The sequence below is a fragment of the Pseudomonas brenneri genome, from assembly GCF_007858285.1.
Lineage (GTDB): Bacteria > Pseudomonadota > Gammaproteobacteria > Pseudomonadales > Pseudomonadaceae > Aquipseudomonas > Aquipseudomonas brenneri.
Genome location: NZ_VFIL01000004.1, coordinates 463,980 through 487,919, shown reverse-complemented (window position 1 = coordinate 487,919; position 23,940 = coordinate 463,980). Strand labels below are relative to the sequence as shown.

The 23,940-nt window shown below is 60.1% G+C and carries 23 protein-coding genes; 12 read left to right on the top strand and 11 right to left on the bottom strand.

Features of this window, described 5'->3' with window-relative positions:
- Nucleotides 1-8: 8 nt before the first annotated feature.
- The 6 genes from FJD34_RS11515 to FJD34_RS11490 all read right to left on the bottom strand — a co-directional run bounded on the left by FJD34_RS11515 (nt 9) and on the right by FJD34_RS11490 (nt 5,889).
- Entirely contained in the window at nt 9-1,313 is a 1,305-nt protein-coding gene (locus tag FJD34_RS11515) for an MFS transporter (protein ID WP_032863789.1), read from the bottom strand.
- Nucleotides 1,314-1,507: 194 nt separating this feature from the next.
- Entirely contained in the window at nt 1,508-1,900 is a 393-nt protein-coding gene (locus FJD34_RS11510) for a tautomerase family protein (protein WP_065943755.1), read from the bottom strand.
- Between the two features lie 70 nt (nt 1,901-1,970).
- Entirely contained in the window at nt 1,971-2,828 is an 858-nt protein-coding gene (hpaD, locus tag FJD34_RS11505; RefSeq protein ID WP_032863731.1) for a 3,4-dihydroxyphenylacetate 2,3-dioxygenase, read from the bottom strand.
- A 162-nt stretch (nt 2,829-2,990) separates the two neighbouring features.
- Complete coding sequence (gene hpaE, locus FJD34_RS11500; protein WP_032863729.1) at nt 2,991-4,451, bottom strand: 5-carboxymethyl-2-hydroxymuconate semialdehyde dehydrogenase; 1,461 nt, start codon at nt 4,449-4,451, stop codon at nt 2,991-2,993.
- Between the two features lie 5 nt (nt 4,452-4,456).
- Nucleotides 4,457-5,227, bottom strand: coding sequence for a fumarylacetoacetate hydrolase family protein (locus FJD34_RS11495; protein WP_032863727.1), 771 nt, complete (start codon nt 5,225-5,227; stop codon nt 4,457-4,459).
- A complete protein-coding gene (locus FJD34_RS11490; protein WP_032863726.1) occupies nt 5,224-5,889 on the bottom strand; it encodes a fumarylacetoacetate hydrolase family protein in 666 nt (221 codons plus the stop codon). Before FJD34_RS11490 ends, FJD34_RS11495 begins: the two co-directional genes overlap by 4 nt.
- A gap of 121 nt (nt 5,890-6,010) precedes the next feature.
- On the opposite strand from FJD34_RS11490, the gene hpaA reads away from it, so the two are divergent.
- Nucleotides 6,011-6,910 carry a 4-hydroxyphenylacetate catabolism regulatory protein HpaA gene (gene hpaA / locus FJD34_RS11485; RefSeq protein WP_090290781.1) on the top strand — a complete coding sequence of 300 codons (900 nt, stop codon included), beginning with the start codon at nt 6,011-6,013 and terminating at the stop codon, nt 6,908-6,910.
- Here the strand turns inward: hpaA and FJD34_RS11480 are convergent, their stop codons facing one another.
- Nucleotides 6,911-8,167 (bottom strand): OprD family porin, encoded by a 1,257-nt coding sequence (locus FJD34_RS11480; RefSeq protein ID WP_090290782.1) that lies wholly within the window; start codon nt 8,165-8,167, stop codon nt 6,911-6,913.
- Nucleotides 8,168-8,380: 213 nt separating this feature from the next.
- On the opposite strand from FJD34_RS11480, the gene hpaR reads away from it, so the two are divergent.
- Together hpaR and FJD34_RS11470 are read left to right on the top strand one after the other, a co-directional pair.
- Nucleotides 8,381-8,803 (top strand): homoprotocatechuate degradation operon regulator HpaR, encoded by a 423-nt coding sequence (gene hpaR / locus FJD34_RS11475; protein ID WP_032863720.1) that lies wholly within the window; start codon nt 8,381-8,383, stop codon nt 8,801-8,803.
- A gap of 57 nt (nt 8,804-8,860) precedes the next feature.
- Nucleotides 8,861-9,871: a GlxA family transcriptional regulator gene (locus FJD34_RS11470; RefSeq protein ID WP_090290783.1), complete on the top strand. Its 1,011-nt coding sequence runs from the start codon at nt 8,861-8,863 to the stop codon at nt 9,869-9,871.
- Between the two features lie 7 nt (nt 9,872-9,878).
- Here FJD34_RS11470 and FJD34_RS11465 read toward each other — a convergent pair whose 3' ends face one another.
- Nucleotides 9,879-11,117, bottom strand: a complete 1,239-nt coding sequence (locus FJD34_RS11465) for a methionine gamma-lyase (protein ID WP_065943750.1) — start codon at nt 11,115-11,117, stop codon at nt 9,879-9,881.
- Nucleotides 11,118-11,240: 123 nt separating this feature from the next.
- Here FJD34_RS11465 and FJD34_RS11460 point away from each other — a divergent pair, with 123 nt between their 5' ends.
- Nucleotides 11,241-11,711 carry an Lrp/AsnC family transcriptional regulator gene (locus FJD34_RS11460; protein ID WP_032863716.1) on the top strand — a complete coding sequence of 157 codons (471 nt, stop codon included), beginning with the start codon at nt 11,241-11,243 and terminating at the stop codon, nt 11,709-11,711.
- A 164-nt stretch (nt 11,712-11,875) separates the two neighbouring features.
- Nucleotides 11,876-13,294: a M10 family metallopeptidase C-terminal domain-containing protein gene (locus FJD34_RS11455; RefSeq protein WP_157695975.1), complete on the top strand. Its 1,419-nt coding sequence runs from the start codon at nt 11,876-11,878 to the stop codon at nt 13,292-13,294.
- A 3-nt stretch (nt 13,295-13,297) separates the two neighbouring features.
- Here FJD34_RS11455 and pmrG read toward each other — a convergent pair whose 3' ends face one another.
- Nucleotides 13,298-13,852 (bottom strand): lipopolysaccharide core heptose(II)-phosphate phosphatase PmrG, encoded by a 555-nt coding sequence (gene pmrG / locus FJD34_RS11450; protein WP_308425964.1) that lies wholly within the window; start codon nt 13,850-13,852, stop codon nt 13,298-13,300.
- A gap of 506 nt (nt 13,853-14,358) precedes the next feature.
- Here pmrG and FJD34_RS11445 point away from each other — a divergent pair.
- The 3 genes from FJD34_RS11445 (at nt 14,359) to FJD34_RS11435 (ending at nt 17,344) form a co-directional block, all read left to right on the top strand.
- Nucleotides 14,359-15,327 carry a hypothetical protein gene (locus tag FJD34_RS11445; protein WP_146552203.1) on the top strand — a complete coding sequence of 323 codons (969 nt, stop codon included), beginning with the start codon at nt 14,359-14,361 and terminating at the stop codon, nt 15,325-15,327.
- A gap of 2 nt (nt 15,328-15,329) precedes the next feature.
- On the top strand, nt 15,330-15,692 hold the full coding sequence (locus FJD34_RS11440) for a hypothetical protein (protein WP_032863713.1): 363 nt from the start codon (nt 15,330-15,332) through the stop codon (nt 15,690-15,692).
- 188 nt (nt 15,693-15,880) lie between these two features.
- A complete protein-coding gene (locus tag FJD34_RS11435; protein ID WP_090290784.1) occupies nt 15,881-17,344 on the top strand; it encodes a hypothetical protein in 1,464 nt (487 codons plus the stop codon).
- Nucleotides 17,345-17,414: 70 nt separating this feature from the next.
- Here the strand turns inward: FJD34_RS11435 and FJD34_RS11430 are convergent, their stop codons facing one another.
- Entirely contained in the window at nt 17,415-18,503 is a 1,089-nt protein-coding gene (locus tag FJD34_RS11430) for an SMP-30/gluconolactonase/LRE family protein (RefSeq protein ID WP_065943746.1), read from the bottom strand.
- Nucleotides 18,500-19,186: a sterol desaturase family protein gene (locus FJD34_RS11425; protein ID WP_090290785.1), complete on the bottom strand. Its 687-nt coding sequence runs from the start codon at nt 19,184-19,186 to the stop codon at nt 18,500-18,502. The genes FJD34_RS11430 and FJD34_RS11425 overlap by 4 nt, the downstream gene beginning before the upstream one ends.
- Before the next feature lie 156 nt (nt 19,187-19,342).
- Here FJD34_RS11425 and FJD34_RS11420 point away from each other — a divergent pair, with 156 nt between their 5' ends.
- The 4 genes from FJD34_RS11420 (at nt 19,343) to FJD34_RS11405 (ending at nt 23,940) form a co-directional block, all read left to right on the top strand.
- Complete coding sequence (locus tag FJD34_RS11420) at nt 19,343-20,257, top strand: substrate-binding domain-containing protein (RefSeq protein WP_090290786.1); 915 nt, start codon at nt 19,343-19,345, stop codon at nt 20,255-20,257.
- Between the two features lie 63 nt (nt 20,258-20,320).
- Nucleotides 20,321-21,829, top strand: coding sequence for a sugar ABC transporter ATP-binding protein (locus FJD34_RS11415; protein WP_065943745.1), 1,509 nt, complete (start codon nt 20,321-20,323; stop codon nt 21,827-21,829).
- Entirely contained in the window at nt 21,795-22,787 is a 993-nt protein-coding gene (locus FJD34_RS11410) for an ABC transporter permease (RefSeq protein ID WP_090293086.1), read from the top strand. Before FJD34_RS11415 ends, FJD34_RS11410 begins: the two co-directional genes overlap by 35 nt.
- Before the next feature lie 73 nt (nt 22,788-22,860).
- The gene (locus tag FJD34_RS11405; RefSeq protein ID WP_032863705.1) at nt 22,861-23,940 is read left to right on the top strand and encodes an alcohol dehydrogenase catalytic domain-containing protein; all 1,080 of its coding nucleotides are present in this window, start codon (nt 22,861-22,863) and stop codon (nt 23,938-23,940) included.

The following is a 23,940-nucleotide window of genomic DNA, read 5'->3' as shown; positions in this document are numbered from 1 at the left end:
AAACTCTCTTACTGAGGATTGACGATGGCGGCGTTGGTGCGCAACACCAGCAGGCCGCCAAGGGCGATAAACAGCGCCAGCACATACAGGGCCAGGCTCGCGCTTTGGGTGGTGTCGCGCATCCAGCCGATCAGGTACGGCGCGAGGAACGAGGCGATGCTGCCGAACGAACTGATCATGGCGATTCCGGCAGCCTGGGTGCAGTTGGACAGGAACGCCGGTGGCAGTTGCCAGAACATCGGCAGCGCGGCGCTGGCACCCATGCCGGCGATGATCAGGCCGCTCATCACCAACAGCGGGTTGCCCGGTGCCAGGCCGGTGATGGCGATGCCCACGGCGGCCATCAGCAGCGGTACGCACAAGTGCCAGCGGCGTTCGCGGTTACGGTCCGAGGAGCGTCCGCAGCCGATCATGAAGAAACACCCGGCCAGGTACGGCACGGCACTCAACAGGCCGACCTGGCTGTCACGGCCGATGCCGGCGCCATGGATCAGGGTGGGCATCCAGAACGCCAGGGTGTTGACTGCCAGCATCACGGCAAAATAGATCGCGACCAGCAGCCAGACTTGTGGGTCGCGGATGATCCCGCCAAAGGAGGTAATGGATTTGCGTTTTTCCTCGGTACTCAACTGCTCGCGCAGCTGTTGCTTTTGCGTGTCGTTGAGCCACTTCACCGTTTCAAAACTGTCCGGCAGGCACTTGAGGACCACCAGGCCCAACAGCACTACCGGTGCGCCTTCGATCAAGAACATCCACTGCCAGCCGCGCATGCCGCCAAAGTCGTGGAAGTTCTCCAGGATCGCGCCGGACAGTGGCCCGCCAATCACCCCGGCCATGGGTACGGCGATGGCGAACAGGGCGGTGATCTGCGCCCGGCGACGGGCCGGGTACCAACGGTTGAGAAACACCAGGATCCCCGGGAAGAAGCCAGCCTCGGCCACCCCCAGCAGAAAACGCAGGACATAGAAGCCGCTGGCGCTTTCGACCCACAGCATGCTGGTGGACAGGATGCCCCACACCACCATCAGGCAGGCAATCCAGCGCCGTGGGCCGACGCGGTCCAGGGCGATGTTGCTGGGCACACCGAACAGCGCGTAGGCGATAAAGAACAGGCCGGCACCAAAGCCATACACCGTGTCGCTGAAGTGCAGGTCGGTGCTCATCTGCATCTTGGCGAAGCCGATGTTGATCCGGTCCAGGTGGGCAAACAAATAACAGATCAGCAACAACGGCATCAGTCGCCAGGTGACGGTGCTGTGGGTGCGATCATGCTCGGCAAGGGTGACGCTGTGGGCGGTATTGGCTGTGCTCATGATGTTGTACTTTTTGTCTGAGAGGCCGTTGGGGAGGCGAGACTGCACCGTCAAGCGAATGAAACCCACTGTAGGCGCGAGCTTGCTTGCAAAGACCTCAAGGCCATCGCGGTTATCCAGCAGGCACGCGTTATCGTTGACGATCTTCGCGAGCAAGCTCGCTCCTACAGGTGATCTCGTTCAGTTGATGGATATCAGCCCGCCTGGTTGTTTAAAAACGCGTGGACGTTGTTCTGCTTGAAGTTCAGTTGCGGGTGCAGCTCGATCATCTCGAACGACAGGGCCAGCAGCCGTTGCGCCTGCAAGGCGGCGAAGTGTTCGGTGATCACCGTGAACAGGACTTGCGCCACGGCCTGGCGGGTCGGCAGGTCGCGGCCGTGGCCGACCTTGAGGGTCATGTGGACGAAGGCGTAGTCGTGCTTGCCATCGGCCATGCGCCAGGTGTCCAGGCGTACGGCGCGGCTGCGGATACCGCCCAGGGGGAACACGCCACTGTCTCCCAGCACCTGGTGGACCTTTTCAAACAGCCCCGGCAGGTCAGCCTGGGGTTCGAGGTTGTCGGTGTATTCGGCGATGAAATGCGGCATGCAAAGCCTCCTTCTGTACGCGATTCAATGTGGGAGCTGTCTCGCCGGGCGAGACAGCTCCCACATGTATTCAGAGCGGAAAAATGGCGTTGATCTGGCCGGTGCCGGAGCTGCCGAATGGTTCGGTGATGATTTCGGCCGGGCGGTTGTATTCCGGCCCGCCGAGCAACCCCAGGAGCATCGCGGTGTCGTGCATCTTGCCTTCGCCAAAGCAATGCTCGGCGTAGTCCGGGAGCATCGCGCAGAACTCCTTGAAGCGGCCTTCGCGCCACATCTGCACCACGTGCATGTCCACTTGCTTGTCGAACTCGCGGGTCCAGTTGTGGATGTTGGCTTCGGCCTCGCGGTCGTCGGAGAAACGGTGCGACAGAGAGCCGGAAGCCAGCACCAGCACCTTGCGATCACTCTTCTCGATGGCCCGGCGCACGGCAGCGCCGAAGGCGAAGCTGTCTTCCAGGCGATGCCAGGCGCACCAGGCGGCGATGGAGACCACGTTGAATTTCTGTTCTTCGGGCACATCCATGTGCATGTAGCGCATGGGCACCAGGGTGCCGTACTCCAGCTCCAGGCTCGGGATGTTGTGGTTCATGGTGCGCACCCCGGCCAGGTTGGCTTCGGCGGCGATCAGTTCACCCAGTTCCGGGCAGCCGGGGTAGGCGTACTCCATGTTCTTGATGAAGTGCGGCAGCTCATTGCTGGTGTAAGTGCCCTGGAAGCGCTCGCCACCGTTGACGTGATAACCGCTGTTGACCAGCCAGTGCACATCGAACACCACGGCGGTGTCGGCCCCCAGCTCACGGGCGCGGCGGCCGATCTCCTTGTGCCCGGCAATCGCCGCGGCGCGACAACCGTGGTGCTTGCCTGGCAGTTCTGACAGGTACATGGAAGGGACGTGGCAGATTTTCGCCGCCAGGACTACTTCACCCATGATGACTCTCCTCAATTCATTATTCTTGTTGGTGCTCTGCGGACCCAATAGGAGCGAGCTCGCTCGCGAAAAACGCAAGGTCGCCGCGTTAACCCTGACAGCCAGCGTTATCGTTAACGACCATCGCGGCGGTGCGGCGATCCGACAAGCCCGCTCCTACAGTTACACGCCCCAGCGCGGGATGTGATGGCTGCCCATGGAGATACACACGTTCTTGATCTCTGCGAATACTTCAAAGCTGTACTGGCCGCCTTCACGGCCGGTACCGGAACCCTTGACCCCGCCGAACGGCTGACGCAGGTCGCGCACGTTCTGGCTGTTGATGAACACCATGCCGGCCTCGATGCCACGGGCCAGGCGATGGGCCTTGCCGATGTCCTGGGTCCAGATATAGGACGCCAGGCCATACTCGGTATCGTTGGCCAGTCGCAGTGCCTCTGCTTCGTCCTTGAAGGGGATCAGGCACACCACCGGGCCGAAGATTTCCTCCTGGGCGATGCGCATGTTGTTGTTTACATCGGCGAACACGGTGGGCTGGATAAACTGCCCGCGTGCCAGGTGCGCCGGCAGGTTGGCCGGACGTTCCAGGCCGCCCGCCACCAGGCTTGCGCCTTCTTCGATGCCAATCTTGATGTAGCCGGTGACTTTGTCATAGTGGGCTTGAGTGATCATCGAGCCGACCTGGGTGTTCGGGTCTTGCGGGTCACCGACAATCAGGCGCTTGGCGCGGGCGGCAAATTCGGCGACGAACTGCGGGTATACGCTTTCCTGGATAAACACCCGGCTGCCGGCGGTGCAACGTTCGCCATTGAGCGAAAAGATAGTAAACAGCGCGGCATCCAGGGCGCGTTCGAGGTCGGCGTCTTCAAAAATCAGCACCGGCGACTTGCCGCCCAACTCCATGGAGTATTTTTTCAGGCCGGCGGTCTGCATGATTTTCTTGCCGGTGGCGGTGCCGCCGGTAAAGGAAATCGCCCGCACATCGGGGTGGCGCACCAGCGCATCGCCGGCAGTGGCGCCATAGCCCTGGATCACGTTGAGCACGCCATTGGGAATCCCCGCTTCAACCGCCAGGCGCCCCAGTTCGTTGGCGGTCAGCGGCGACAGCTCGGACATCTTCAGCACCGCTGTGTTGCCCAGGGCCAGGCACGGTGCGGTCTTCCAGGTGGCGGTCATGAACGGCACGTTCCACGGCGACACCAGGCCACACACACCCACCGGTTGGTAGAGGGTGTAGTTGAGCATCTGGTCGTCCACCGGGTAGCTGTGGCCGTCCATGCGCGTGCAGACTTCAGCGAAGAAATCGAAGTTGTGCGAAGCCCGCGGGATCAGCACGTTCTTGGTCTGGTGGATCGGCAGGCCGGTGTCCAGGGTTTCCAACTCGGCCAGGCGGGGCACGTTCTGCTCGATCAGTTCACCGAGCTTGCGCATCAGGCGCGCACGTTCCTTGGCCGGGGTATTGGCCCACTTGGGGAAGGCTTCCTTGGCGGCAGCCACGGCCTGGGCGACTTCCTCGGCGCCGCCGCTGGCCACTTCACCAATCGCCTCGCCAGTGGCGGGGTTGTAGTTGATGAAGGTGTCTTTGCTTTCGACCTCACGGCCGTTGATCCAATGTTTGATCATGGTGCTCAAGCCTCTTTGGCGGCGGTGAAAAAGTCCGCCTCACTGACAATTCGGTTGACCAGGCGGCCGACACCTTCGACTTCCACCACCACTTCATCGCCTGGCACCACATCGGCCAGGCCTTCGGGGGTGCCGGTGGCGATCATGTCGCCGGGTTGCAGGGTCATGAAGCTGGACAGGTATTCGATCAGGTACGGGATATCGAAAATCATGTCGCGGGTGCTGCCTTCCTGGCGCAGTTCACCGTTGATCCAGGTGCGCAGGGTCAGGTTGCTCGGATCTGGCACATCGGCCACATCGACGATCCACGGGCCGACCGGGGTGGTGGCGTCGCGGTTTTTCACCCGCAGGTTGGGACGGTAGTAGTTTTCCAGGTAGTCGCGGATCGCGTAGTCGTTGCACACGGTGTAGCCGGCCAGGTACTCCAGGGCGTCCTCGCGCTTGACGTTGCGCGCCGGCTTGCCGATCACCGCCACCAACTCGCACTCGTAATGCATGTAGACGATGTTGTCGGGGCGCCAGGTGACCTGGTTATGCCCGGTGTAGGTGCCTGGCGACTTGACGAACGCCAGCGGCTCGGTCGGCGGGGCGAAGGCCAGTTCGGCGGCATGGTCGGCGTAGTTCAGGCCCAGGGCGAACATAGTGCCGGTGGCCGGTGGCAGCCACTCGACCTGGTCTTCGGCCAGCAACCGACCATCAGCCAGGCGCACAGCATTGAACTCTTCGACGTGGACCTGATGGACCTGGCCTTCAAAACGGATACGCGCGTGTTTCATGGCTGTTCCTCGGCCTGGATGTGGTTGACCAGGCGGCCCAGGCCGCTGATCTCGACTTCGACGGTGTCGCCGGGGTGCACATCCACCCGGCCTTCAGGCGTGCCGGTGATCAGCACATCGCCCTCATGCAGGGTCATGAATTCGCTGATTTCGGCGATGAGGCGGGGAATATCACGCACAAAGTTGGCGGTGGTGTTCTGCTGGCGCAGTTCGCCGTTGACGAACAGCTTGAGGCTCAACTGATGGGGGTTGGCAATCTGTTCGCGGGCCACCAGTTGCGGGCCGAGGGCGCAGAACCCGTCGCGGCACTTGGCTTTGACGGCGGGGCGGTAGTAGCTGTCTTCCGGCAGGCTGAATTCATTGACGATGGTGTAGCCCGCCACATAGTCCAGGGCATTTTCCACGCTGACGCGGCTGGCACTTTTACCCATTACCACGCCCAGGGCCGGGCCAGGTTGCAGGCGCTGGCCAGCAGGATGAAACACCACGCCGTCATGACTGTTGCGTGTATTGGGCGTCTTGATAAACAGCACCGGCTTGACCGGCGGCTTCTGGTACGGCGGCTGTTCGAATTCAGCGAGACGCTGGTTCAGCAAGCCTTGGTAGTTCAGCGCGACGCCGAACAGGGTGCCGCTGGCAACATCATGCAGGGTACGGCTCATGGATTTCTCCTGGCGATGGCGACTGCTCTGGAGGCAGTTCGTTAATGTATTAACGTTATAATTAATATGTTAACTACCGTCAAGCGTGGCAAAATCATCGGGTGCAAAAAACAATAAAGAGATGCCTGTGAAACCGATCCCCAATATCAACATCGGCCAGGTCTACGACCAGCGCTACAGCGATGCCGACGTGCATTACGACCGGCTCGGCAACCTGGCGGGATTTTTCGGGCGCAACATGCCCGTGCATCGCCATGACCGGTTTTTCCAGGTGCATTACGTCAAGAGTGGCGCGGTGCGGGTCTACCTCGACGACCAGCAATACCTGGAATCCGGGCCGATGTTTTTCCTGACGCCACCGACGGTGGCCCATGCCTTCGTCACCGAAGCCGACGCCGACGGCCATGTATTGACCGTACGCCAGCAATTGGTGCGGGCGCTGATCGATGCCGACCCAAGCCTTGCGCCCGGCCCGCAAGTGCCGCCGGCCTGCGTGGCGCTGGCCCGCCTGGGGCCGCAGTTCCAGCCCGAGATCAAGCGCCTGGAATGGTTGTTTGACGAGTTGTGCAACGAAATCAACAGCGCCGGAGCCGGTCGTGCAACGGCCTTGGAAAGCCTGACCCGGCTGATCATGATCAGTTTGCTGCGGCTCAGTGCCAACTCCCTGGAAGCGCGCCCGGCGCGTCATGAAGACCTGCGCATCTTCCATCGCTTCAATGAGCTGATCGAAGACCACTATCTGCTGCATTGGCCGCTGTCGGCCTACGCCGAAGCCATTGGCGTCACCGAAGCGCGGCTCAATGACGTATGCCGGCGCATTGCCGACCTGCCGTCCAAGCGCCTGGTGCTTGAACGGCTGATGCAGGAGGCCAAGCGCCTGTTGCTGTTTACCGGCAGTTCCGCCAATGAAATCTGCTACCAGTTGGGCTTCAAGGACCCGGCCTATTTCAGCCGGTTTTTCCAGCGTTATGCGCAGGCCACACCGGGGGAATACCGCCTGCGCCAATCCGGCCTGCGTTGATCACCACAGCGCCAGGCTGTAGCCGACGATGATGCGGTTTTCGTCGATATCACTGGTCAGGCCGTTGCTGGAGCGCAGCGTTGCGTTACGCAGCCGCACGTTGACGTTCTTCAGTGGCCCGCTCTGCACGGTGTAGGTCAGGTCGGTATCGCGCTCCCATTCGCGGCCATTGCGCACGCTGGCGGTCTGCACATGGCTGCCATCGACATAGCGCGTCATGAAGGTCAGGCCCGGCAGGCCGAAGGCGGCGAAGTTATAGTCGTAGCGCGCCTGCCAGGCATCGGTCTGGGCCTTGGTGAACACGTTGATGGTCACCAGGTTGACCGAGTAGGGGTCCAGGCCCGGGTAGGCGAAATCGCCGTCGCCCGAGAGGTTCTGATAGCCCAGGCCAACCTTGTGGCCGCCCATCGACAGGCTCAGCATGCCGTTGAAGAAACGGTTGTCGATCCGCCCACCGTCCACCCGTGAGGCGCCACGCAGTGCATGGCTGCCTTGCTCGCGCGTGTCGAAGTAACGCAGGTCGCTGCGCAGGTTGATGCCTTCGGCCAGCGGCAAGTCATGTACCAGGCCGATAAAGTGCTGGCAGTAGATATCCTGCATCTGCGCGTAGTAGTAGGTCGTCGCCAACTGCGGGGTGATTGCATAGGTGCCACCGGCGAGGTCCAGGTGGCTGCTGTCGACGCCAGCGTAGCTCATCTGATCGTTGCTGGACGAGTCGCGCAGGTTCTGTTTTTCCAGGCGGCCGAGGTTCAGGGTCAGTCCGGCGATGTCCTGGGAGGTGAGCAGTTCACCGGTGTAGGTCGAGGGCAGCAGCCGGGTGTCGTTGTAGGCGGCGACGGGCAACTGCGGTTGCAGGGTGCCGGCCTTGAGCACGGTTTTCGACACCCGCACCTTGGCCGTCAGGCCCAGTTCACTGTAGTTGTCGACGGGCTGCTGGCTGGCGCCATAAGGCAGCAGGCCGGTACCGCGCCGGTCACGGCTGGAGTCGAGCTTGACCCCCAACTCGCCCAGGGCATCCACGCCAAAACCCACCAGGCCTTCGGTGTAGCCCGACTCCAGGCGCAGCACAAAGCCCTGGGCCCACTCATCGGCCTTGTTCTGCGGCGCGTTGGTCTGGCGAAAGTCGCGGTTCATATAGAAATTGCGCAGGTCGAGGCTGGCCTTGCTGTCCTGGATAAACTCGGCGTAGGCGCTCAAGGGGCTGAACGTAGCGCACAGGCCGGCGCTGGCCGCCAAGGGGAGGAGGCGCAAATGCATGACAGATTCCTTTTGTTGTTTTTGTAGGTATCACCCTTCTGATCGCTGAAGGGATTGGTATATTGTTAACATGTTATATTTATTGCGGGTAGAAAATTTGTGCTTCTTGTAAATAATTCATGTCGAGATTAACGAGTTTGTGCGGCGGCCGGCTTGCATGCCCATGGAGCCGACCCTAAGCTTCGACGCTTCGATCTCTTTTGCGCGTGAACCATGTCCACTCCCAGACCTTCCCTGACACTGACCCTGCTGCAGGCCCGCGAAGCGGCCATGGCGTTTTTCCGGCCGTTGCTCAATGAACATCAATTGACCGAGCAGCAGTGGCGGGTGATTCGTATCCTGCGCCAGCAAGGCGAACTGGAAAGCCATCAACTGGCACACCTGGCCTGCATCCTCAAGCCGAGCATGACCGGCGTCCTGGCACGCCTGGAACGCGACGGCCTCGTGCGCCGCCGCAAGTCCAGCGAAGACCAGCGCCGCGTGTTCGTGAACCTCACCGAGCAGGGGCAGCAGTGCTTCGTCGAGATGAGCGCCGGGATGGAAAGCAATTACCAGAAGATTCAGGAACAGTTTGGCGAAGAGCAGTTGCAGCAGTTGCTTGAACTGCTCAACCAGTTGAAGAACATCAAGCCTTAATCGCTTGTAAACGCCGGCTTGACTGGCGATGGCGCGTCGTAGGCAGGTCAAACAATCATGGAAAGACGGCAATTCAGCGGCGGCATGAAAGGCAAGAACCTGCGCTACCTGAACGAAACCCCGGGCCAGGCCCCGCGCCTGATCCGTGCGGGGTTTGTGCTGCTGGAGCATTTCTCACTGCCGGCCTTCACCCAGGCGCTGGACACCTTCATCACGGCCAATCTGTTACGTCCGGGGCTGTTCACCTCGCGCACCTTCGGCCTGGGCGAGCAGGAGGTGATCAGCGACCTGGGCCTGGTGATTCGCCCCGACGCACGCCTCGACCACAGCGCGCTGGCGGAGCTTGACCTGCTGGTGATCTGCGGCGGTTACCGCACCCAGCTCAAGGCCAGCGAAACCTTTATCGAACTGCTCAAGGCTGCGGCGCAACAGGGGGTGATCCTTGCCGGCTTATGGAACGGTGCGTGGTTCCTCGGCAAGGCCGGGGTGCTGGACGGCTATCGCTGTGCCATTCACCCGGAACATCGCCCGGCCCTGACGGAAATCGCCAAGGCCACGCAGGTCAGTAGCGAGCCCTATGTGATCGACCGCGATCGCCTGAGCGCATCCAGTCCTTCGGGGGCGTTCCATATGGCCCTGGACTGGATCAAGAGCCTGCACGACAAAGCGTTGGTGGAAGGTATCGAAGATATCCTGGCCTTTGAGGAGTCGCGCTACCGGCGGATCAAACCCGCAGAAAATATCTGCGTCAGTGCGCCGTTACGCGAGGTGGTGCGCCTGATGGATGCCAACCTCGAAGAGCCCCTGGCCCTGGAGCAACTGGCGCTGTATGCCGGGCGGTCACGGCGCCAGTTGGAGCGCTTGTTCCGCGAGCAATTGGGTACCACGCCGCAGCGCTACTACCTGGAACTGCGCATCACCGAGGCGCGACGCTTGTTGCAGCACACCGAACTGTCCCAGGTCGATGTGCTGGTGGCCTGCGGGTTTGTGTCGCCGAGCCACTTCAGTAAATGCTACAGCGCCTATTTCGGCTATCGGCCGTCGAAGGAAACCCGCCTGGTCAAATAACCCGTCATTACACAGAGTGCGTCGCCTGTTTGAGCGCGGGAGCACGCTTGACGCAATGAGCCAGGGCCTGCTCGATATCGGCCAGCAAGTCCGCGATATCCTCCAGCCCCACCGACAACCGTACCAGGCCTTCAGAAATTCCGTGCTGGGCACGTTGTTCCGGGGTGTAGGTGGAGTGGGTCATGCTCGCTGGGTGCTGGGCCAGGGATTCGGCATCGCCCAGGCTGACCGCGCGGCTGAACAGCTTGAGCGCGTTCATGAAGCGTCGGCCCGTGGTGATCCCCCCCTTGAGTTCGAAGGCAATCATGCCGCCCGACAGTTTCATCTGACGTGCTGCCAGCTCGTATTGTGGGAAGGAGCGCAGGCCGGGGTAGGTCACCGACTCCACGGCCGGGTGGGCCTGCAACGCTTCGGCCACCGCCTGGGCATTGCTGCAATGACGATCCATGCGCAGGGCCAGGGTCTTGAGACCACGCATCAGCAAAAACGCATCCTGGGGCGACAGCACGGCACCGGTCAGGTCTTTCAAGCCTTGCAGGCGAATCCGTTGCGCCAGGTCGTGGCGGCTGACGGCGATACCTGCGGTGATATCGCCATGGCCGCTGAGGTACTTGGTGGCCGAGTGCACCACTACGTCGGCACCCAGTTCCAGCGGGCGTTGCAGGTACGGGGTGCAGTAGGTGTTGTCGATCACCACAGTAATGCCGGGTTGCTGGTGGGCGATCTTGGCCACGGCGCCAATGTCGATCAATTGCAGGTTGGGGTTGGCCGGGGTTTCGCAGTAGATCATGCGGGTCGCAGGGGAGAGTGCGGCGCGCAGGGCGTCGAGGTCCGACAGGTCGACATGGCGCACCTTGATCCCGAACTCGGCGATGCCGTGGTGCAGCAGGGCGAAGGTGCAGCCGTACAGCGTCTGGCTGACGATCACTTCATCGCCGGGGCGCAACAAGGTCCAGAAGGTTGCCGCAATCGCCCCCATACCGGAGCTGAACGCCACTGCGGCTTCGCCACCTTCCAGGGTGGCCATGCGCGACTCCAGCAGCGCCAGGGTCGGGTTGGAGATACGCGTGTAAAAGTGCCCGCTTTCTTCACCGGCAAAGCACCCGGCGCCGTATTCGGCGGTCGGGAAGGCAAAGGTCGCCGACAGATAAATCGGCGGCACCAGGGCACCATGGTGGTCTTGCGCATCGTAGCCGTAGTGAATGGCACGGGTGGAAAAGCCGAATGTGTTGTGTTTATTTTTCATGTCGGACGCTCCTTATTTCCTACAATGCTATGCTCATAACCGAGGCCGAACGTTGCCTACTTTGCCGAGAAAAACCTGTGGCGAAGGATGAAACCCCATAAAAATAATGATTTGAGGCAAGACATGCCCAGCAGTCTGGACCGTACCGACAAAGCCCTGCTCAACGCCCTGCAAGGCAACGCGCGCCTGACCGTCGCCGAACTGGCCGAACGGGTGTCCCTGACCACCTCGCCGTGCTGGCGCCGGGTCAAGAACCTTGAAGACAGCGGTGTGATCAGCGGCTACCAGGCGATTCTTTCGCCCAAGGCCCTGGGCTACGGGGTGACGGCGTTTGTCAGCATCATGATGGACACCCACTCCAAGGAAATCGCCCGGGCGTTTGAACAGCGGCTGCTGGATATCCCGGAAATCGTCGCCTGCCATAACGTATCCGGGCGCTATGATTTTTTGCTGGAAGTGGTGGCCAGGGACCTGGAGTCCTTCGGCGAATTTGCCCGCGAGGTGTTGCAGACATTGCCGTGTGTGAAGGAAATATATTCGAGTTTTTCCTACAAGTCGGTCAGACCGTTGCGGGTGATTCCGTTGCCGGGGTGATAGGACGGGCGTGAGCCTTGTGCGGGGCTTTATTCTTTCCTGCTCGTTTCAAAGACAAATCGTATTTCTTGCCCCGCCGTAACCCTTCAAGTTCATGTTTGAAGCGAGCACCACGCTGTTCGGTTCAGCTTTGAAAAAGGGTTACTGGCTCAGTGAGGGTATTTATGTCCGCAGTTACACCACGAGTAAGCAGCACGCTCCAGGATATTGACCAGTTCCGGCATCGCGATGACCGCGGCGGTACGATCAAGCACAACGGATTGCAGTCCAAAACCACTGAAGAGGCCGCACGGCAGCTGTGGCGTAGAAGTCCCGGATGGCCAGATAAAAACGGTGATGGCACGTACGATGTCAGCTACGAGTTTCTATCTGCTCCCGCTGATAAAAAACTGAAACGGGGTGGCAGGTCAGGGTTCACATCGATCCTTGAAAATCAAAGGAAGCAAACCGAACTCAGCCTTCAATCAATTGCCGATGTCGCAAACGTCAAGTTCAACGAAGGGCCTAGGACCGTCAAGAGTGAAGGGCATATTGCAATCGGTAACTATGGTCAGAGATTTGATAAGAATAATAAATCCATCGACGCTCAACCCCATACGGAACTGCCGGATAATAAAGGCCGGGGAGGCGCTGTCTGGTTTGTGAACAATGCTGAAGAAATGTCGGTGCCCAAGGCTCACCATGGTGATGCCGGTCGCCACACGATCACCCATGAACTGGGCCACGCGATGGGACTTACGCATCCGGGTAACTACAATGGCATTCTTGATCGCTCGAAGATCGACTCCCATGAGGACTCTCAAAGCCATAGCGTCATGAGTTACCGGGGTGAACGAACGAGCTATGCCAATCACGGTGGTTTCCGGGCATCGGCTCCCCAACTCGACGATATTTCTGCCTACCAATCGAAATATGGCGCCAATCACCAAACCCGCAAAGACGACACCACTTACGGCTTCAATTCCAATACCGATCGTGACTTCCTCAGCGTCAATACCAAGGACGACAAAATACTCGCCGCCATTTGGGATGGTGGTGGTAATGACACGCTAGATTTTTCGGGCTACGTCCAGGATCAAAAAATCAGTCTCAAAGAGGGTACGTTTTCCGATGTGGGTGCTCTTAAAGGCAACGTTTCCATTGCTTATGGCGCCACTATCGAGAACGCCATTGGCGGGTCAGGCAACGACTGGCTGGTCGGTAACACCGCGAATAACGAGTTGCGCGGTGGTGACGGGAACGATGTGCTCTACGGCGCCGAGGGGGCTGACAGGTTGTGGGGCGGCAAGGGCAATGACACCTTTGTCTATGGCAAGATCAACGAGTCCAGCGCGGCGGCACCGGACCGGATCGAGGATTTTGTCAGCGGCCAGGATAAAGTCGATGTATCAGGTATCAGGGTGCAATTGGGTGATAAGCCGCTGCAGTTTGTCAGCCGGTTTTCCGGGGCTAGCGGTGAAGCCATCGTCGCCTATGACCGGCGGTTGAACCTGAGCACGTTGCAGGTTGCTGGGGAGCCCAACGATCCGACCTTCGTGCTGCAAGTGCAGGATGAACTGCGGCGTAGCGATATCGTGAGCTGACCGTCAGAGGTGTCCAAGGGCTGTGGCCCAGTCCTGGCTGTTGAGTACGCCCAGTACCTTGAGCTTGCCGTTGCTGCGCACCTGGACAAACAGCGAACTGCCGTATTCGGCACCGTCAGCATGGGGGTAGCCCAGTACCCGCTCCAGGTCGCCGATGCATTCACTATGGGTGACCAGTAGCAGGTTGCGTCCGGCGACCTTGCGTGCAGGCAGGTCGTGCGTGAGTGTGGCGCCACACAAGGTCAGGCGGTCAGGTAATACATGGACGTCGCCGAACATGAACTGTGAGGTTTGCACGGTGCGAGTGGTAGGACTGCTCAACACATCGCTGTGGGACATGCCCAGGGTGCGGAACGCGGAGCCCACGGTGGCTGCCGAGACGCTGCCGGATCGGGTTAGGCCATCCGCAGGGCCCAGGCACGGATTACTGGAGCGGTCGCAGCGTTCTGCATGGCGCACCAGCACGATCAGGTTGCCACTGCGCCAGGCCGCCAGGGCCCCTGAAGTGACCAGGCGATTGTCGGCCCCCAGATCCTGCGGTGAAGTCGGCCAGAGCATGGCCCCCATCACTAGCAGGCACAGGGCGATGAGTGCGATGAACCGCAGCCACAGCTGTCTGAGCGTTTTCGCCAAGCCCCGATCTGCGCGGGGTTTGGCCTGGATCATGTCAACCACACTGTTCACCCTGGGAAGCTTTGGTATTGCCTTTGGCGTTGGCGGGCAATCTAGATCCCGGGGCGTGGGCAGGCAGTGAAATCAATGTGAAAAAATCGCGCGGCGCACGGTTAATACTGTAGGAGCGAGCTTGCTCGCGAAAAACCTCCAGACGACACGTTCATTCTGGATAAACCGTGCAGCTCTGAGAGCTTCGCGAGCAAGCTCGCCCCTACAAAGTTGGCATTCGGGGGGAGTTATGGCGGACTTTCTGTAGGTCTTGATCGCTCGCATAGTAGGCAACTTCCCAAATGTAATTGACAAGCCGCTTTTCATCCCTGGGCTTGTGCCAGGCCCGTTCTGCTTACTTATATTCCTACGCCCTATTCATTGCATCAGGGATGCGGGCGATGGCGCAGGCGTATATCAATGACCGGACCATAGATTTTCACAGCTTGAAATCCAGTTTGCTCAAGGACTCCTACAACCAACTGTCGGCGCAGTTCGATGCGTTGAACCTGCACTTGCGCCACGGCCTGGTCACACCTGGGCAGATGGTGATTATTCCCAATGACTACGGCATGGCCTGCACCTTCAACGATGCCTGGTTGATGCGCCATGCCGAGGACATCCGCCGCGGCCTGGAACAGGACACGGCACTCGGGACAGCGGTGGTCGGCAAGTATGATTTGCTGCAAAGCCTGCTCGGCTACAGCTCTTTAGGTGTCGGCAGTGCCACCTCGGCATGGGGTCGGCATCTGGATGAGGTCAAGCACACGCTGGAGGAGGTTGAACGGTTGCACCGACAGCTCAAGGACGGGGTGCTGGATCGCAACAATTTTGTACGCCATCGCCAGGTGTTGTTCAACAAGCTGGAGGTGCAACTGCAAGGCGCGGCGCGGTTTGGTACCAGTTTGCAGAGCCATAAATCGTTGAAAAAAGTGCTGGGGATTTCGACCAGGAGCTATCTGGATAAGAGTGAGATCGCCGGTTACACCCAGCGCATCAAGAGCATTGCCCAGACGTCGAAGTTTTTAGGCAATGGCACGTATGTGGGGCTGGCGCTGGATGTGGGGGTGGCGGGGTTGCAGATCAAGGAGGCGTGTATGAAGGATCGGGGGGAGCTGTGCAGCAGGGCGAGGTATGTGGAAGGGGGGAGGTTGGTGGGTGGTGTTTCGGGGGCAGCAGCGGGTGGAGCAATCGGGGCTCACCTTGCGCGGTCCATCTGCAACGTTGTCCTGGGTGTGGTTATGAAAGGTCAAGGGAAGTTGGCGTGCGGGATTATCGGAGGCGCTGCTGGTGGGTATGGCGGGGGGGCCGAGGGCGGGATTTTTGGAGAAGAGATGGGCGATCTTTTGTACAAGCCAGCAGGGATATAAACATGTCGTTATACACCTTGATCCTGATAGCGCTGGCACTTGGAATGTTCGTTTCTTTGGGCTTGCTCCTATACGCCGAGTATAAAAAACTGGATGAGATAGAAAGCTATTTCAGCGAGAACGAGGCGGTCCAAGGCAACAAGCGTTTTTGGGGAAGGAACACACGTATCGATAGAACCATGCGTATGAGCATACTCATTGGCTTTTTCATGCAGCCCAAAACCCATATGAAGAGCAATGAAGTGAGCAGGGAGGAGTTGGGGTCAGTCCCATTGGCACTCAAACGCTGGGCAACGTGGCCATTTTATTTCTCGGCAATCTATTTCGTGGCTTTGACGGCTTGGGTCATCTGGCGCAAGTGGTAGCCTAGCGAACCAAAGCCCAGCACTGCCTGGGCTTTGTCGTTTCTTCCTACGGCACTGCGCACACCTTTCTCGCATTTATTTCAAAAAATACTGTACAAATATACAGTATAAACCTACAGTCCATCCCAGGTGAACGGATTTCACCGCGCACCAAAGCCACAAATTTTTTAACTATGGATGGATAAAAAATGAAATCAAAAAAAGCCTTTATGCTGGGTGCGGCCATGGCGGCCTCCTGCTTTGTTTCGGCGTTTGCCCTGGCCGAGCAATACCCTTCGCAAACCCCTGCCAAACTGTCCGCGCAGGCGGTCAAGCGTGCGGTCGACCAGGTGCTTAAAATCGGTGGCCAGGTTGATCCGTCGAAGCTTGCGACCGAAATCAAGCAAAAGCTCAAGGCGGCCAAGGCCGGCAAGGCCAGGGCTGTGGCAAGTAAGGCCGCAGTCAGCAGCGCGCCGATGGATACGGTGGTTGGCGAGCTGAAAAAACCCAATGAGAAACAACTGCAAGGCGCAGCGATTGCAGCCTTTGCACCGTTGTTCCCGACCCTGGATATCAACACCCTGTACAACGTGACCGGCGTGGAAACCGGGGCGGAAGTTGCCTACCACTTCAACCTGGCGCAAAGCGCGCGCATCCAGCTGCAACTGCTGAACCAGAGTGCCGGCACCAATATGTCGCTGAGCCTGTTTCATGACGACGGCCAGGGCAACCTGACGCTACTGGGCACCTCTGATAACGCAGGCAGCGCCGACGAATACCTCAATGGCGTGATGCCCGCCGGCGACTATTACTGGTACATGGTGGCCAACACCGCGAGCAATGGGCAGTTCAGCTTTGGTGTCGCCGTGGACAGCAATATCGACGCCTTCGAGCCCAACGACACTGCGCAAACCGCGTTCGCGTTGCCGGATGCCTTGAACCAGGTGGCCGGTAACCTCGACAGCGTCAACGATGTCGATTACTTCGACTTCACCTCGTTGCGTGGCCAGGGCGTGGGCATGTTCCTGGGCGATGATGGCGAGGGCACTCGCAACCAGTGGATCTTCGAGCGCTTCGATGGCAACAACTGGGTGGTGATCCAGCCGAACAACACCTCCACCTACCCAAGCCTGACCCCTGGCTACACCGTTAAGGTACGGGTACGGGCCAACCCGGCAGTGGCACTCAACCCACAGGCGCGCTACATCCTGTCCTTTGGCTCGGCGCCACGACTGAACCAGAACAATGTGAACGGCGACAACGTGGTGCGTATCCCCAGCTCGATCATGCAACTGGCTACCCAGGCCGCCCGCAGCCTGAGCTGGAGCACCCAATGGTCGGACAGCACCGGCGAGCCGCTGCGCGGCGTGACCCCGGTGCTGCGGGTCGACAAGCGCTTTGATGACACCATCAACTACCACTGGGTCGACTACGAGGCCAAGACTGGCATCACCGGCGCGGCCTCTGGCAGTGTCGACCTGGGTACCTGCTCCGGCGATCTGAATGTGGTCTACCCGGACAGTTCGTCCGGCCAGACGTACAACTGGCGGACCTGGTTCAACATGGGCGGCTGGCGCATCGAGCTCAAGGAGTTCCCGGGCGTGGGCGTAGGCGGCAACATCACGCAGTATGTAAGCCTGGGCCACATTTGCAGCCAGACCATCGTGCGTTAACCCCGCCCACCTCTATAGGCGCCGGCTTGCCGGCGACGAAGCCCTCAAGTCTTGAGGGCTTCGTCGTTTCCTACAAAGCCAATGCCAGCTTCAGCGGCAAGCGCGCCATGCGGGTGTTCTTCAGCGAGCCCAGGTACAGCCACTCGCCATGTTCGCGGGCGCTGGTAATCGGTGAATAGTTGCCCGCGCTGCCATCTTGCAGGTTGGCGACCACCTGGCCCTGTACATCCAGCCCCAGCACAAAGGCTTTGCGTTCGATGGGCTTGGGCACCACCATCAGCGCCCGCACCATCATCTTGCGTATCGCGGGGTAACCGGCCAAGCCATCGAGCAGTGGGTTACGCGGTGAGTACAGCGCCACCCAGAACCGATCCCGACCGTTGAAGGTGAGGTTGTCCGGCAGCCCCGGCAAGTTGTCGATAAACAGATCATGGGTGCCCGCCTTGTCGCCCTTGAGCCAATAGCGGCTGATGCGATAGGCCCCGGTTTCATTGACCAGCACATAACTTTCATCCGGTCCCAGCGCTACGCCGTTGGCGAATTGCAGTTGATCGAGCAACAGCTCGGTCTGGCCATTGTGAAAGTCATAGCGCAGCAGCCGGCCATCGCCACCATGTTCGATGACCGCCTCTCCATCCTGGCCATAACCCCAGCGGCTGGAGGCGTCGCTGAAATAGGCGTAGCGCCCGGCGGCGTCCACCGTCACATCATCGGTGAAACCGAAAGGCACGCCATTGGCGCTGGTGCTCAGGGTGGTCAGTTTGCGCTGGGCGTCCAGCGCCAGCAGGCCCTTGACCCCATCGGCAATGATCAGGCGCCCGTCCGGATGCTGTGCCAGGCCCAGCGGGCGGCCGCCGGTGTTGGCCAGCACTTCCAGGGTCTGGCTGTCGGGCGCGGTGCGGATGATCCGTCCATCATGCAGGCCGGTGACCAGCAAACCCTGGGCATCCACCAGCAACGCCTCGGGCCCGGCAATGTCCTGGGCGCCGATGCGCTGGACATCCTTCAGGCGTAGGTTCTCGCTGTAAGGCCCATCCTGCATCGAGGGTGCCTTGGGCGGCGCCCAATTGACCGGCTGGACCTCGGTGGGCATCAGCAGCAGAAAGGCCACGACGGCGATCAATACCAACAACAGCAAATGACGGAATTTTTGGCTCATGGTGCTTCCCGAGAGTCTTTGGAGGGGCGCGTGGCAGGCTCCCAGTGCAACGTGCCGAACAGATAATCCATCAGCGGCAGCACGATGTTGAAGTTGCGGCCTTGCATCAACTCGCGACGGTGGTGCAACGCGTGAAGTTGGTGCATATGCCGGATCCACGGCAAGCGGGCCAGGGGATGGTCGGGTGGCAGGTGCTCACAGGCATGGAAGATTTCGTAGAGTAGGTAGCCCAGGATCATACATCCGGCGAACAACCCGGCGACGTTGGGATTGAGCTGCTTGAGCAGCCACCAGGCGGGGAGGGTGACGGCCAGGCTGTGGAGGATGATCAGCCAGGCCGGAAACAGGATCACCCGCCAGTCCCTGGGGCTGTCGTAAGTCATATGGCCGGGGGTGAAGAAACTGTGATGATCACCCGTGTGGCGCGCATAGAACAGCTTGGCAAACCCGTGTTTATGATGGCCAAGGTGGCGGTGGACGAGGTAGATACACAGGTTGAAGAACACCAGCGTCAGGGGCACGGCCAGCCATTCCCAAGCCTGAATGTGCTGGGTGCTGCCCCAGGCCAGGATGATGCAGAGCAAACCGTAGCTGAGCACAAAGCCGGCATGCAGCCACGGGTTGTAGCGCGGGTGGACAGCGGCGCGGTAGCGTTCGCGAAAGGCCTCGGTGGGATGGGTCATGGCGGTGCTCGTTATATTTTTTGTTGGGGACCAAGCTTAGTCCGGCCTGGGGATATCTCAAGGGGCTTGCACCGCCATCATTTCCTTGTTAGCTTCTGACAAAATGTTAACGATAACATTTGCTCTAAAAATAAAAACAAAACAGAGATCCACGCCATGAAAATGCTTCCGAAAACCCTGTGTTTGTTGGCTCTAAGCATCTCCACCGTCGCCCTGGCCGACACCCAGCCTGCGCCTCTGCGTATCGGCGCATCCTTCCAGGAAATCAACAACCCTTACTTCGTCACCATGAAAGACGCCCTGCAAGAAGCGGCAGCGACTATTGGTGCACAACTGATCATCACCGATGCCCGCCACGACGTGTCCAAACAGGTCAGTGACGTCGAGGACATGCTGCAAAAAGGTATCGATATCCTGCTGATCAACCCCACGGACTCGGTGGGCGTGCAGTCCGCCGTCAAATCGGCCCATGCCGCTGGTGTGGTGGTGGTCGCAGTCGATGCCCAGGCCGATGGTCCGTTGGACTCCTTTGTTGGCTCAAAGAACTTCGATGCCGGCTTCCAGGCCTGTGAATACCTGGCCAAAAACATCGGTGACAAAGGCAATATCGCAATCCTCGACGGCATCGCCGTGGTGCCGATCCTGGAGCGGGTGCGCGGTTGCAAGGAGGCGGTGGCCAAGCACCCGGAGATCAAGATCGTGAGTATCCAGAACGGCAAGCAGGAGCGTGACCAGGCGCTGACCGTGACCGAAAACATGCTCCAGGCCCAACCCACGCTCAAGGGCATTTTCAGCGTCAATGACAACGGCTCCCTCGGCGCACTGTCGGCCATCGAGGCCAGCGGCATGGACGTCAAGCTGGTCAGCGTCGATGGTGCGCCGGAAGCGATCAAGGCCATCCTCAAGCCTGGCAGCAAGTTCATTGCCACGTCGGCGCAGTACCCACGCGACCAGATCCGCCTGGCCCTGGGCATCGCCCTGGCCAAGAAGTGGGGCTCGCAAGTGCCGGCCACCATCCCGGTGGATATTGCCCTGATCGATCAGGCCAAGGCCAAGGACTTCAGCTGGTAAACCGTCCGTGCCCCACGTCAATGGTGGGGCATCGGGCATCCTTCTGAACGAGAGGTCGGCGGTATGAGCAGTCTTTTGCAACTGGAAAATATCTGTAAGCGCTACCCGGGGGTGCAAGCCCTCAAGTCCATCAACCTGCAAGTGGAGCGCGGTGAGATTCACGCCTTGCTCGGGGAAAATGGCGCGGGTAAATCGACCCTGATGAAAATCCTCGGCGGAGTCGAGCACCAGGACGAAGGGCGCATCCTGATTGACGGCCAGGCGCAGCAGTTCGCCACGTACCGCGATGCGATCGCCGCTGGCATCGGCATTGTGTTCCAGGAGTTCAGCCTGATTCCCTACCTCACGGCGGTGGAAAACATCTTCCTCGGCCACGAGCTGAACAACCGCTTCGGCCTGCTGCGCAAGCGCGACATGCATCAAGCGTCCCAGGCGTTGTTCCAGCGCCTGGGGGTGAGCATCGACCTGCAATGCCCGGTGAAGCACCTGAGCGTGGCCGAGCAACAGTTTGTCGAAATCGCCAAGGCCCTGGCCCTGGACGCGCGGCTGCTGGTACTCGATGAGCCCACCGCCACCCTTACGCCGAGCGAGGCCGAACTGCTGTTCGACATCATGCGTGAACTCAAGCGCCAGGGCGTGGCAGTGATATTTATCTCCCATCACCTGGAGGAGATTTTCCAGGTCTGCGACCGCATCAGCGTGCTGCGCGACGGCGGCAATGCCGGGGTCACCGATGTGGCCGACAGTGATATCGACCGCCTGGTAGAAATGATGGTCGGCCGGCGCCTGGAGTGCAGTTTCCCAGCCAAGCCTACAGCCGAGCGCGGGCCGCTGCTGCTGGAGGTCAAGGACATCCAGCTCAAGCGCAATGGTCCGCACAACCAGTTCCAACTGCATCAGGGCGAGATCCTCGGCTTTGCCGGGTTGGTCGGTTCGGGCCGCACCGAATTGGCCCTGGGCATGATGGGCGCACTGCCGTCAGTGACCAAGGATGTGTGGCTACGCGGGGTAAAAGTCAGCCTCGACGACCCGGCCCAAGCCTTGGCCCAGGGCATCGGCCTGCTACCGGAAAGCCGTAAGAGCGAAGGCCTGATCACCGATTTCAGCATTCGCGAAAACATCTCGATCAACAACCTGCGCAAGTACCAGGGCGCCAGCGGCCTGATCGACAAGACCAAGGAGTGCGCCAGTGTCGATGAACTGATGCGACAGCTATCGATCAAGGCGCCGAGCGGCGAAAGCCGGGTGTTCAACCTCAGTGGCGGCAACCAGCAGAAAGTGGTGATTGCGCGCTGGATCAACCATCACTGCGACGTGCTGGTGTTCGACGAACCCACCCGTGGCATTGACGTCGGCGCCAAGGCACAGATCTACGCGCTGATGCGCAAGCTCACCGAGCAAGGCTACGCAATCATCATGATTTCCTCGGAGCTGCCGGAAATCATCGGCATGTGCGACCGCGTCGCCGTGTTCCACAAGGGCGCCATCGTCAAGGTACTGGAAGCGTCCGCCGTCAACCCACAAGAGGTCATGCGCCATGCAACAGGGGGCTCAAGTGAATACGTCCATTAACCGCGCCGAGACCGGCTGGCTGCGCCTGAACCTGGCGCGGCTGGTGCGCTCGCCAGCGTTTTATCCGTTTATCGGGCTATTGGTGGTCACGGCCGTGATGATCGTGGCCAGCGACAACTTCCTCACTGCCAGCAACCTGTCGAACATTGCGCGCCAGGTGTCGATCAACGCGATCATCGCGGTGGGCATGACCTGCGTGATCCTCACGGGCGGCATCGATTTGTCGGTGGGGCCGGTGATGGCCTTGTCCGGCACGTTGACCGCCGGCCTGATGGTCGCGGGCCTGCCGCCCGGCCTGGCCATTGGCGCCGGGCTGCTGATCGGCGTGGCGTTTGGTGTCGGCAACGGTCTGTTCGTGGCCTACCTGCATATGCCTCCGATCATTGTCACCCTGGCGACCATGGGCATCGCCCGTGGCTTTGGACTGATGTACACCGACGGCTATCCGATTTCCGGGTTGCCGGAGTGGTTCGGCTTCTTTGGCCGCGAAAGCCTGTTCGGTATCCAGGTGCCGATCCTGATCATGCTGGTTACCTATCTCGTGGCTTATGTGCTGCTGCAACACACGCGCATCGGCCGTTATATCTACGCGATTGGCGGCAATGAAGAGGCCGTGCGTTTGTCCGGGGTGCGGGCGGCGCGTTTCAAATTGCTGGTATACGGCCTCAGCGGTTTGACCGCAGCGATTGCCGGACTGGTGCTGACCTCGCGCCTGATGAGTGGCCAGCCCAACGCAGGCATCGGTTTCGAACTGGATGCGATTGCCGCCGTGGTCCTGGGCGGCGCCTCGATTGCCGGTGGGCGCGGGGTGATTGTCGGCACCTTGCTCGGCGCCATGCTGCTGGGGGTCTTGAACAACGGCCTGAACATGCTCGGGGTCTCGCCCTATGTGCAGAGCGTGATCAAGGGCGCAATTATTTTGCTGGCGATCTTTATCAGCCGCCAGCGCCACAAGTAAAAAAACGCATCACCGCAACTCGGCCGCCGTGGCCGCGACGGGCTCTCTCATCTTCAATAAAGGTCAGTACACCATGGATAAGCACACCCAAATGCAAGCCGTCGTCTGCCACGGCCCGAAAGACTATCGCCTGGAGCGCATCGGCAAACCCCAGGCGCGGCCCAATGAATTGGTGATCCGCATTGCCGCCTGCGGGATCTGCGCCAGTGACTGCAAATGCCACTCGGGCGCGGCGATGTTCTGGGGCGGCGACAACCCGTGGGTCAAGGCGCCGGTAGTGCCGGGGCATGAGTTCTTTGGCTATGTGGAACAAGTCGGCGAGGGCGCCGAGGAGCACTTTGAGGTCAAGGTTGGCGACAAGGTAATCGCCGAGCAGATCGTGCCTTGCGGCAAATGCCGCTTCTGCAAGTCCGGCAAGTACTGGATGTGCGAGGTGCACAATATCTTTGGCTTCCAGCGCGAAGTGGCCGAAGGCGGCATGGCCCAGTACATGCGTATCCCCAAGACAGCCATCGTGCACAAGATTCCCGAGTCGGTGTCCCTTGAAGATTCGGCGTTGATCGAGCCGATGGCTTGCGCGATCCATACCGTCAACCGTGGTGACCTGCAACTTGATGACGTGGTGGTGATTGCCGGTGCCGGTACCCTGGGCCTGTGCATGGTCCAGGTGGCGGCACTGAAAACCCCGAAAAAACTGGTGGTCATCGACATGGTCGACGAACGCCTGGAACTGGCGAAAAAATACGGCGCCGATGTGGTGATCAACCCGTCCCGCGACAACGCCCGCGAGATCATCAATGGCCTGACCGACAACTACGGGTGCGACGTGTACATCGAGACCACTGGGGTGCCGGCCGGTGTGACCCAGGGCCTGGAACTGATCCGCAAACTGGGGCGCTTTGTCGAGTTCAGCGTGTTCGGTGCCGAGACCAGCGCCGACTGGTCGATCATCGGCGACCGCAAGGAGCTGGACGTACGCGGTGCGCACCTGGGCCCCTATTGCTATCCGGTGGCTATCGACCTGTTCGAGCGTGGCCTGGTGACGTCCAAGGGCATCGTCACCCATGACTTTCCACTGGATAACTGGGCCGAAGCGTTCGACCTGGCCAACTCGGTGAAGTCGATCAAAGTCCTGTTGAAACCGGCGCCGTGA

What these genes read in the sequence shown, in the direction of transcription:
- FJD34_RS11440 (WP_032863713.1), top strand. Translation starts at nt 15,330, where the DNA reads ATGTCGTTATACACCTTGATCCTGATAGCGCTGGCACTTGGAATGTTC.
- FJD34_RS11495 (WP_032863727.1), bottom strand. Translation starts at nt 5,227, where the DNA reads ATGAAACACGCGCGTATCCGTTTTGAAGGCCAGGTCCATCAGGTCCAC.
- FJD34_RS11460 (WP_032863716.1), top strand. Translation starts at nt 11,241, where the DNA reads ATGCCCAGCAGTCTGGACCGTACCGACAAAGCCCTGCTCAACGCCCTG.
- FJD34_RS11510 (WP_065943755.1), bottom strand. Translation starts at nt 1,900, where the DNA reads ATGCCGCATTTCATCGCCGAATACACCGACAACCTCGAACCCCAGGCT.
- pmrG (WP_308425964.1), bottom strand. Translation starts at nt 13,852, where the DNA reads ATGCTCTGGCCGACTTCACCGCAGGATCTGGGGGCCGACAATCGCCTG.
- FJD34_RS11415 (WP_065943745.1), top strand. Translation starts at nt 20,321, where the DNA reads ATGAGCAGTCTTTTGCAACTGGAAAATATCTGTAAGCGCTACCCGGGG.
- FJD34_RS11470 (WP_090290783.1), top strand. Translation starts at nt 8,861, where the DNA reads ATGGAAAGACGGCAATTCAGCGGCGGCATGAAAGGCAAGAACCTGCGC.
- FJD34_RS11410 (WP_090293086.1), top strand. Translation starts at nt 21,795, where the DNA reads ATGCAACAGGGGGCTCAAGTGAATACGTCCATTAACCGCGCCGAGACC.
- FJD34_RS11490 (WP_032863726.1), bottom strand. Translation starts at nt 5,889, where the DNA reads ATGAGCCGTACCCTGCATGATGTTGCCAGCGGCACCCTGTTCGGCGTC.
- FJD34_RS11430 (WP_065943746.1), bottom strand. Translation starts at nt 18,503, where the DNA reads ATGAGCCAAAAATTCCGTCATTTGCTGTTGTTGGTATTGATCGCCGTC.
- hpaE (WP_032863729.1), bottom strand. Translation starts at nt 4,451, where the DNA reads ATGATCAAACATTGGATCAACGGCCGTGAGGTCGAAAGCAAAGACACC.
- FJD34_RS11480 (WP_090290782.1), bottom strand. Translation starts at nt 8,167, where the DNA reads ATGCATTTGCGCCTCCTCCCCTTGGCGGCCAGCGCCGGCCTGTGCGCT.
- FJD34_RS11405 (WP_032863705.1), top strand. Translation starts at nt 22,861, where the DNA reads ATGGATAAGCACACCCAAATGCAAGCCGTCGTCTGCCACGGCCCGAAA.
- FJD34_RS11455 (WP_157695975.1), top strand. Translation starts at nt 11,876, where the DNA reads ATGTCCGCAGTTACACCACGAGTAAGCAGCACGCTCCAGGATATTGAC.
- FJD34_RS11465 (WP_065943750.1), bottom strand. Translation starts at nt 11,117, where the DNA reads ATGAAAAATAAACACAACACATTCGGCTTTTCCACCCGTGCCATTCAC.
- hpaR (WP_032863720.1), top strand. Translation starts at nt 8,381, where the DNA reads ATGTCCACTCCCAGACCTTCCCTGACACTGACCCTGCTGCAGGCCCGC.
- FJD34_RS11445 (WP_146552203.1), top strand. Translation starts at nt 14,359, where the DNA reads ATGGCGCAGGCGTATATCAATGACCGGACCATAGATTTTCACAGCTTG.
- hpaA (WP_090290781.1), top strand. Translation starts at nt 6,011, where the DNA reads ATGCCTGTGAAACCGATCCCCAATATCAACATCGGCCAGGTCTACGAC.
- FJD34_RS11435 (WP_090290784.1), top strand. Translation starts at nt 15,881, where the DNA reads ATGAAATCAAAAAAAGCCTTTATGCTGGGTGCGGCCATGGCGGCCTCC.
- FJD34_RS11515 (WP_032863789.1), bottom strand. Translation starts at nt 1,313, where the DNA reads ATGAGCACAGCCAATACCGCCCACAGCGTCACCCTTGCCGAGCATGAT.
- FJD34_RS11425 (WP_090290785.1), bottom strand. Translation starts at nt 19,186, where the DNA reads ATGACCCATCCCACCGAGGCCTTTCGCGAACGCTACCGCGCCGCTGTC.
- hpaD (WP_032863731.1), bottom strand. Translation starts at nt 2,828, where the DNA reads ATGGGTGAAGTAGTCCTGGCGGCGAAAATCTGCCACGTCCCTTCCATG.
- FJD34_RS11420 (WP_090290786.1), top strand. Translation starts at nt 19,343, where the DNA reads ATGAAAATGCTTCCGAAAACCCTGTGTTTGTTGGCTCTAAGCATCTCC.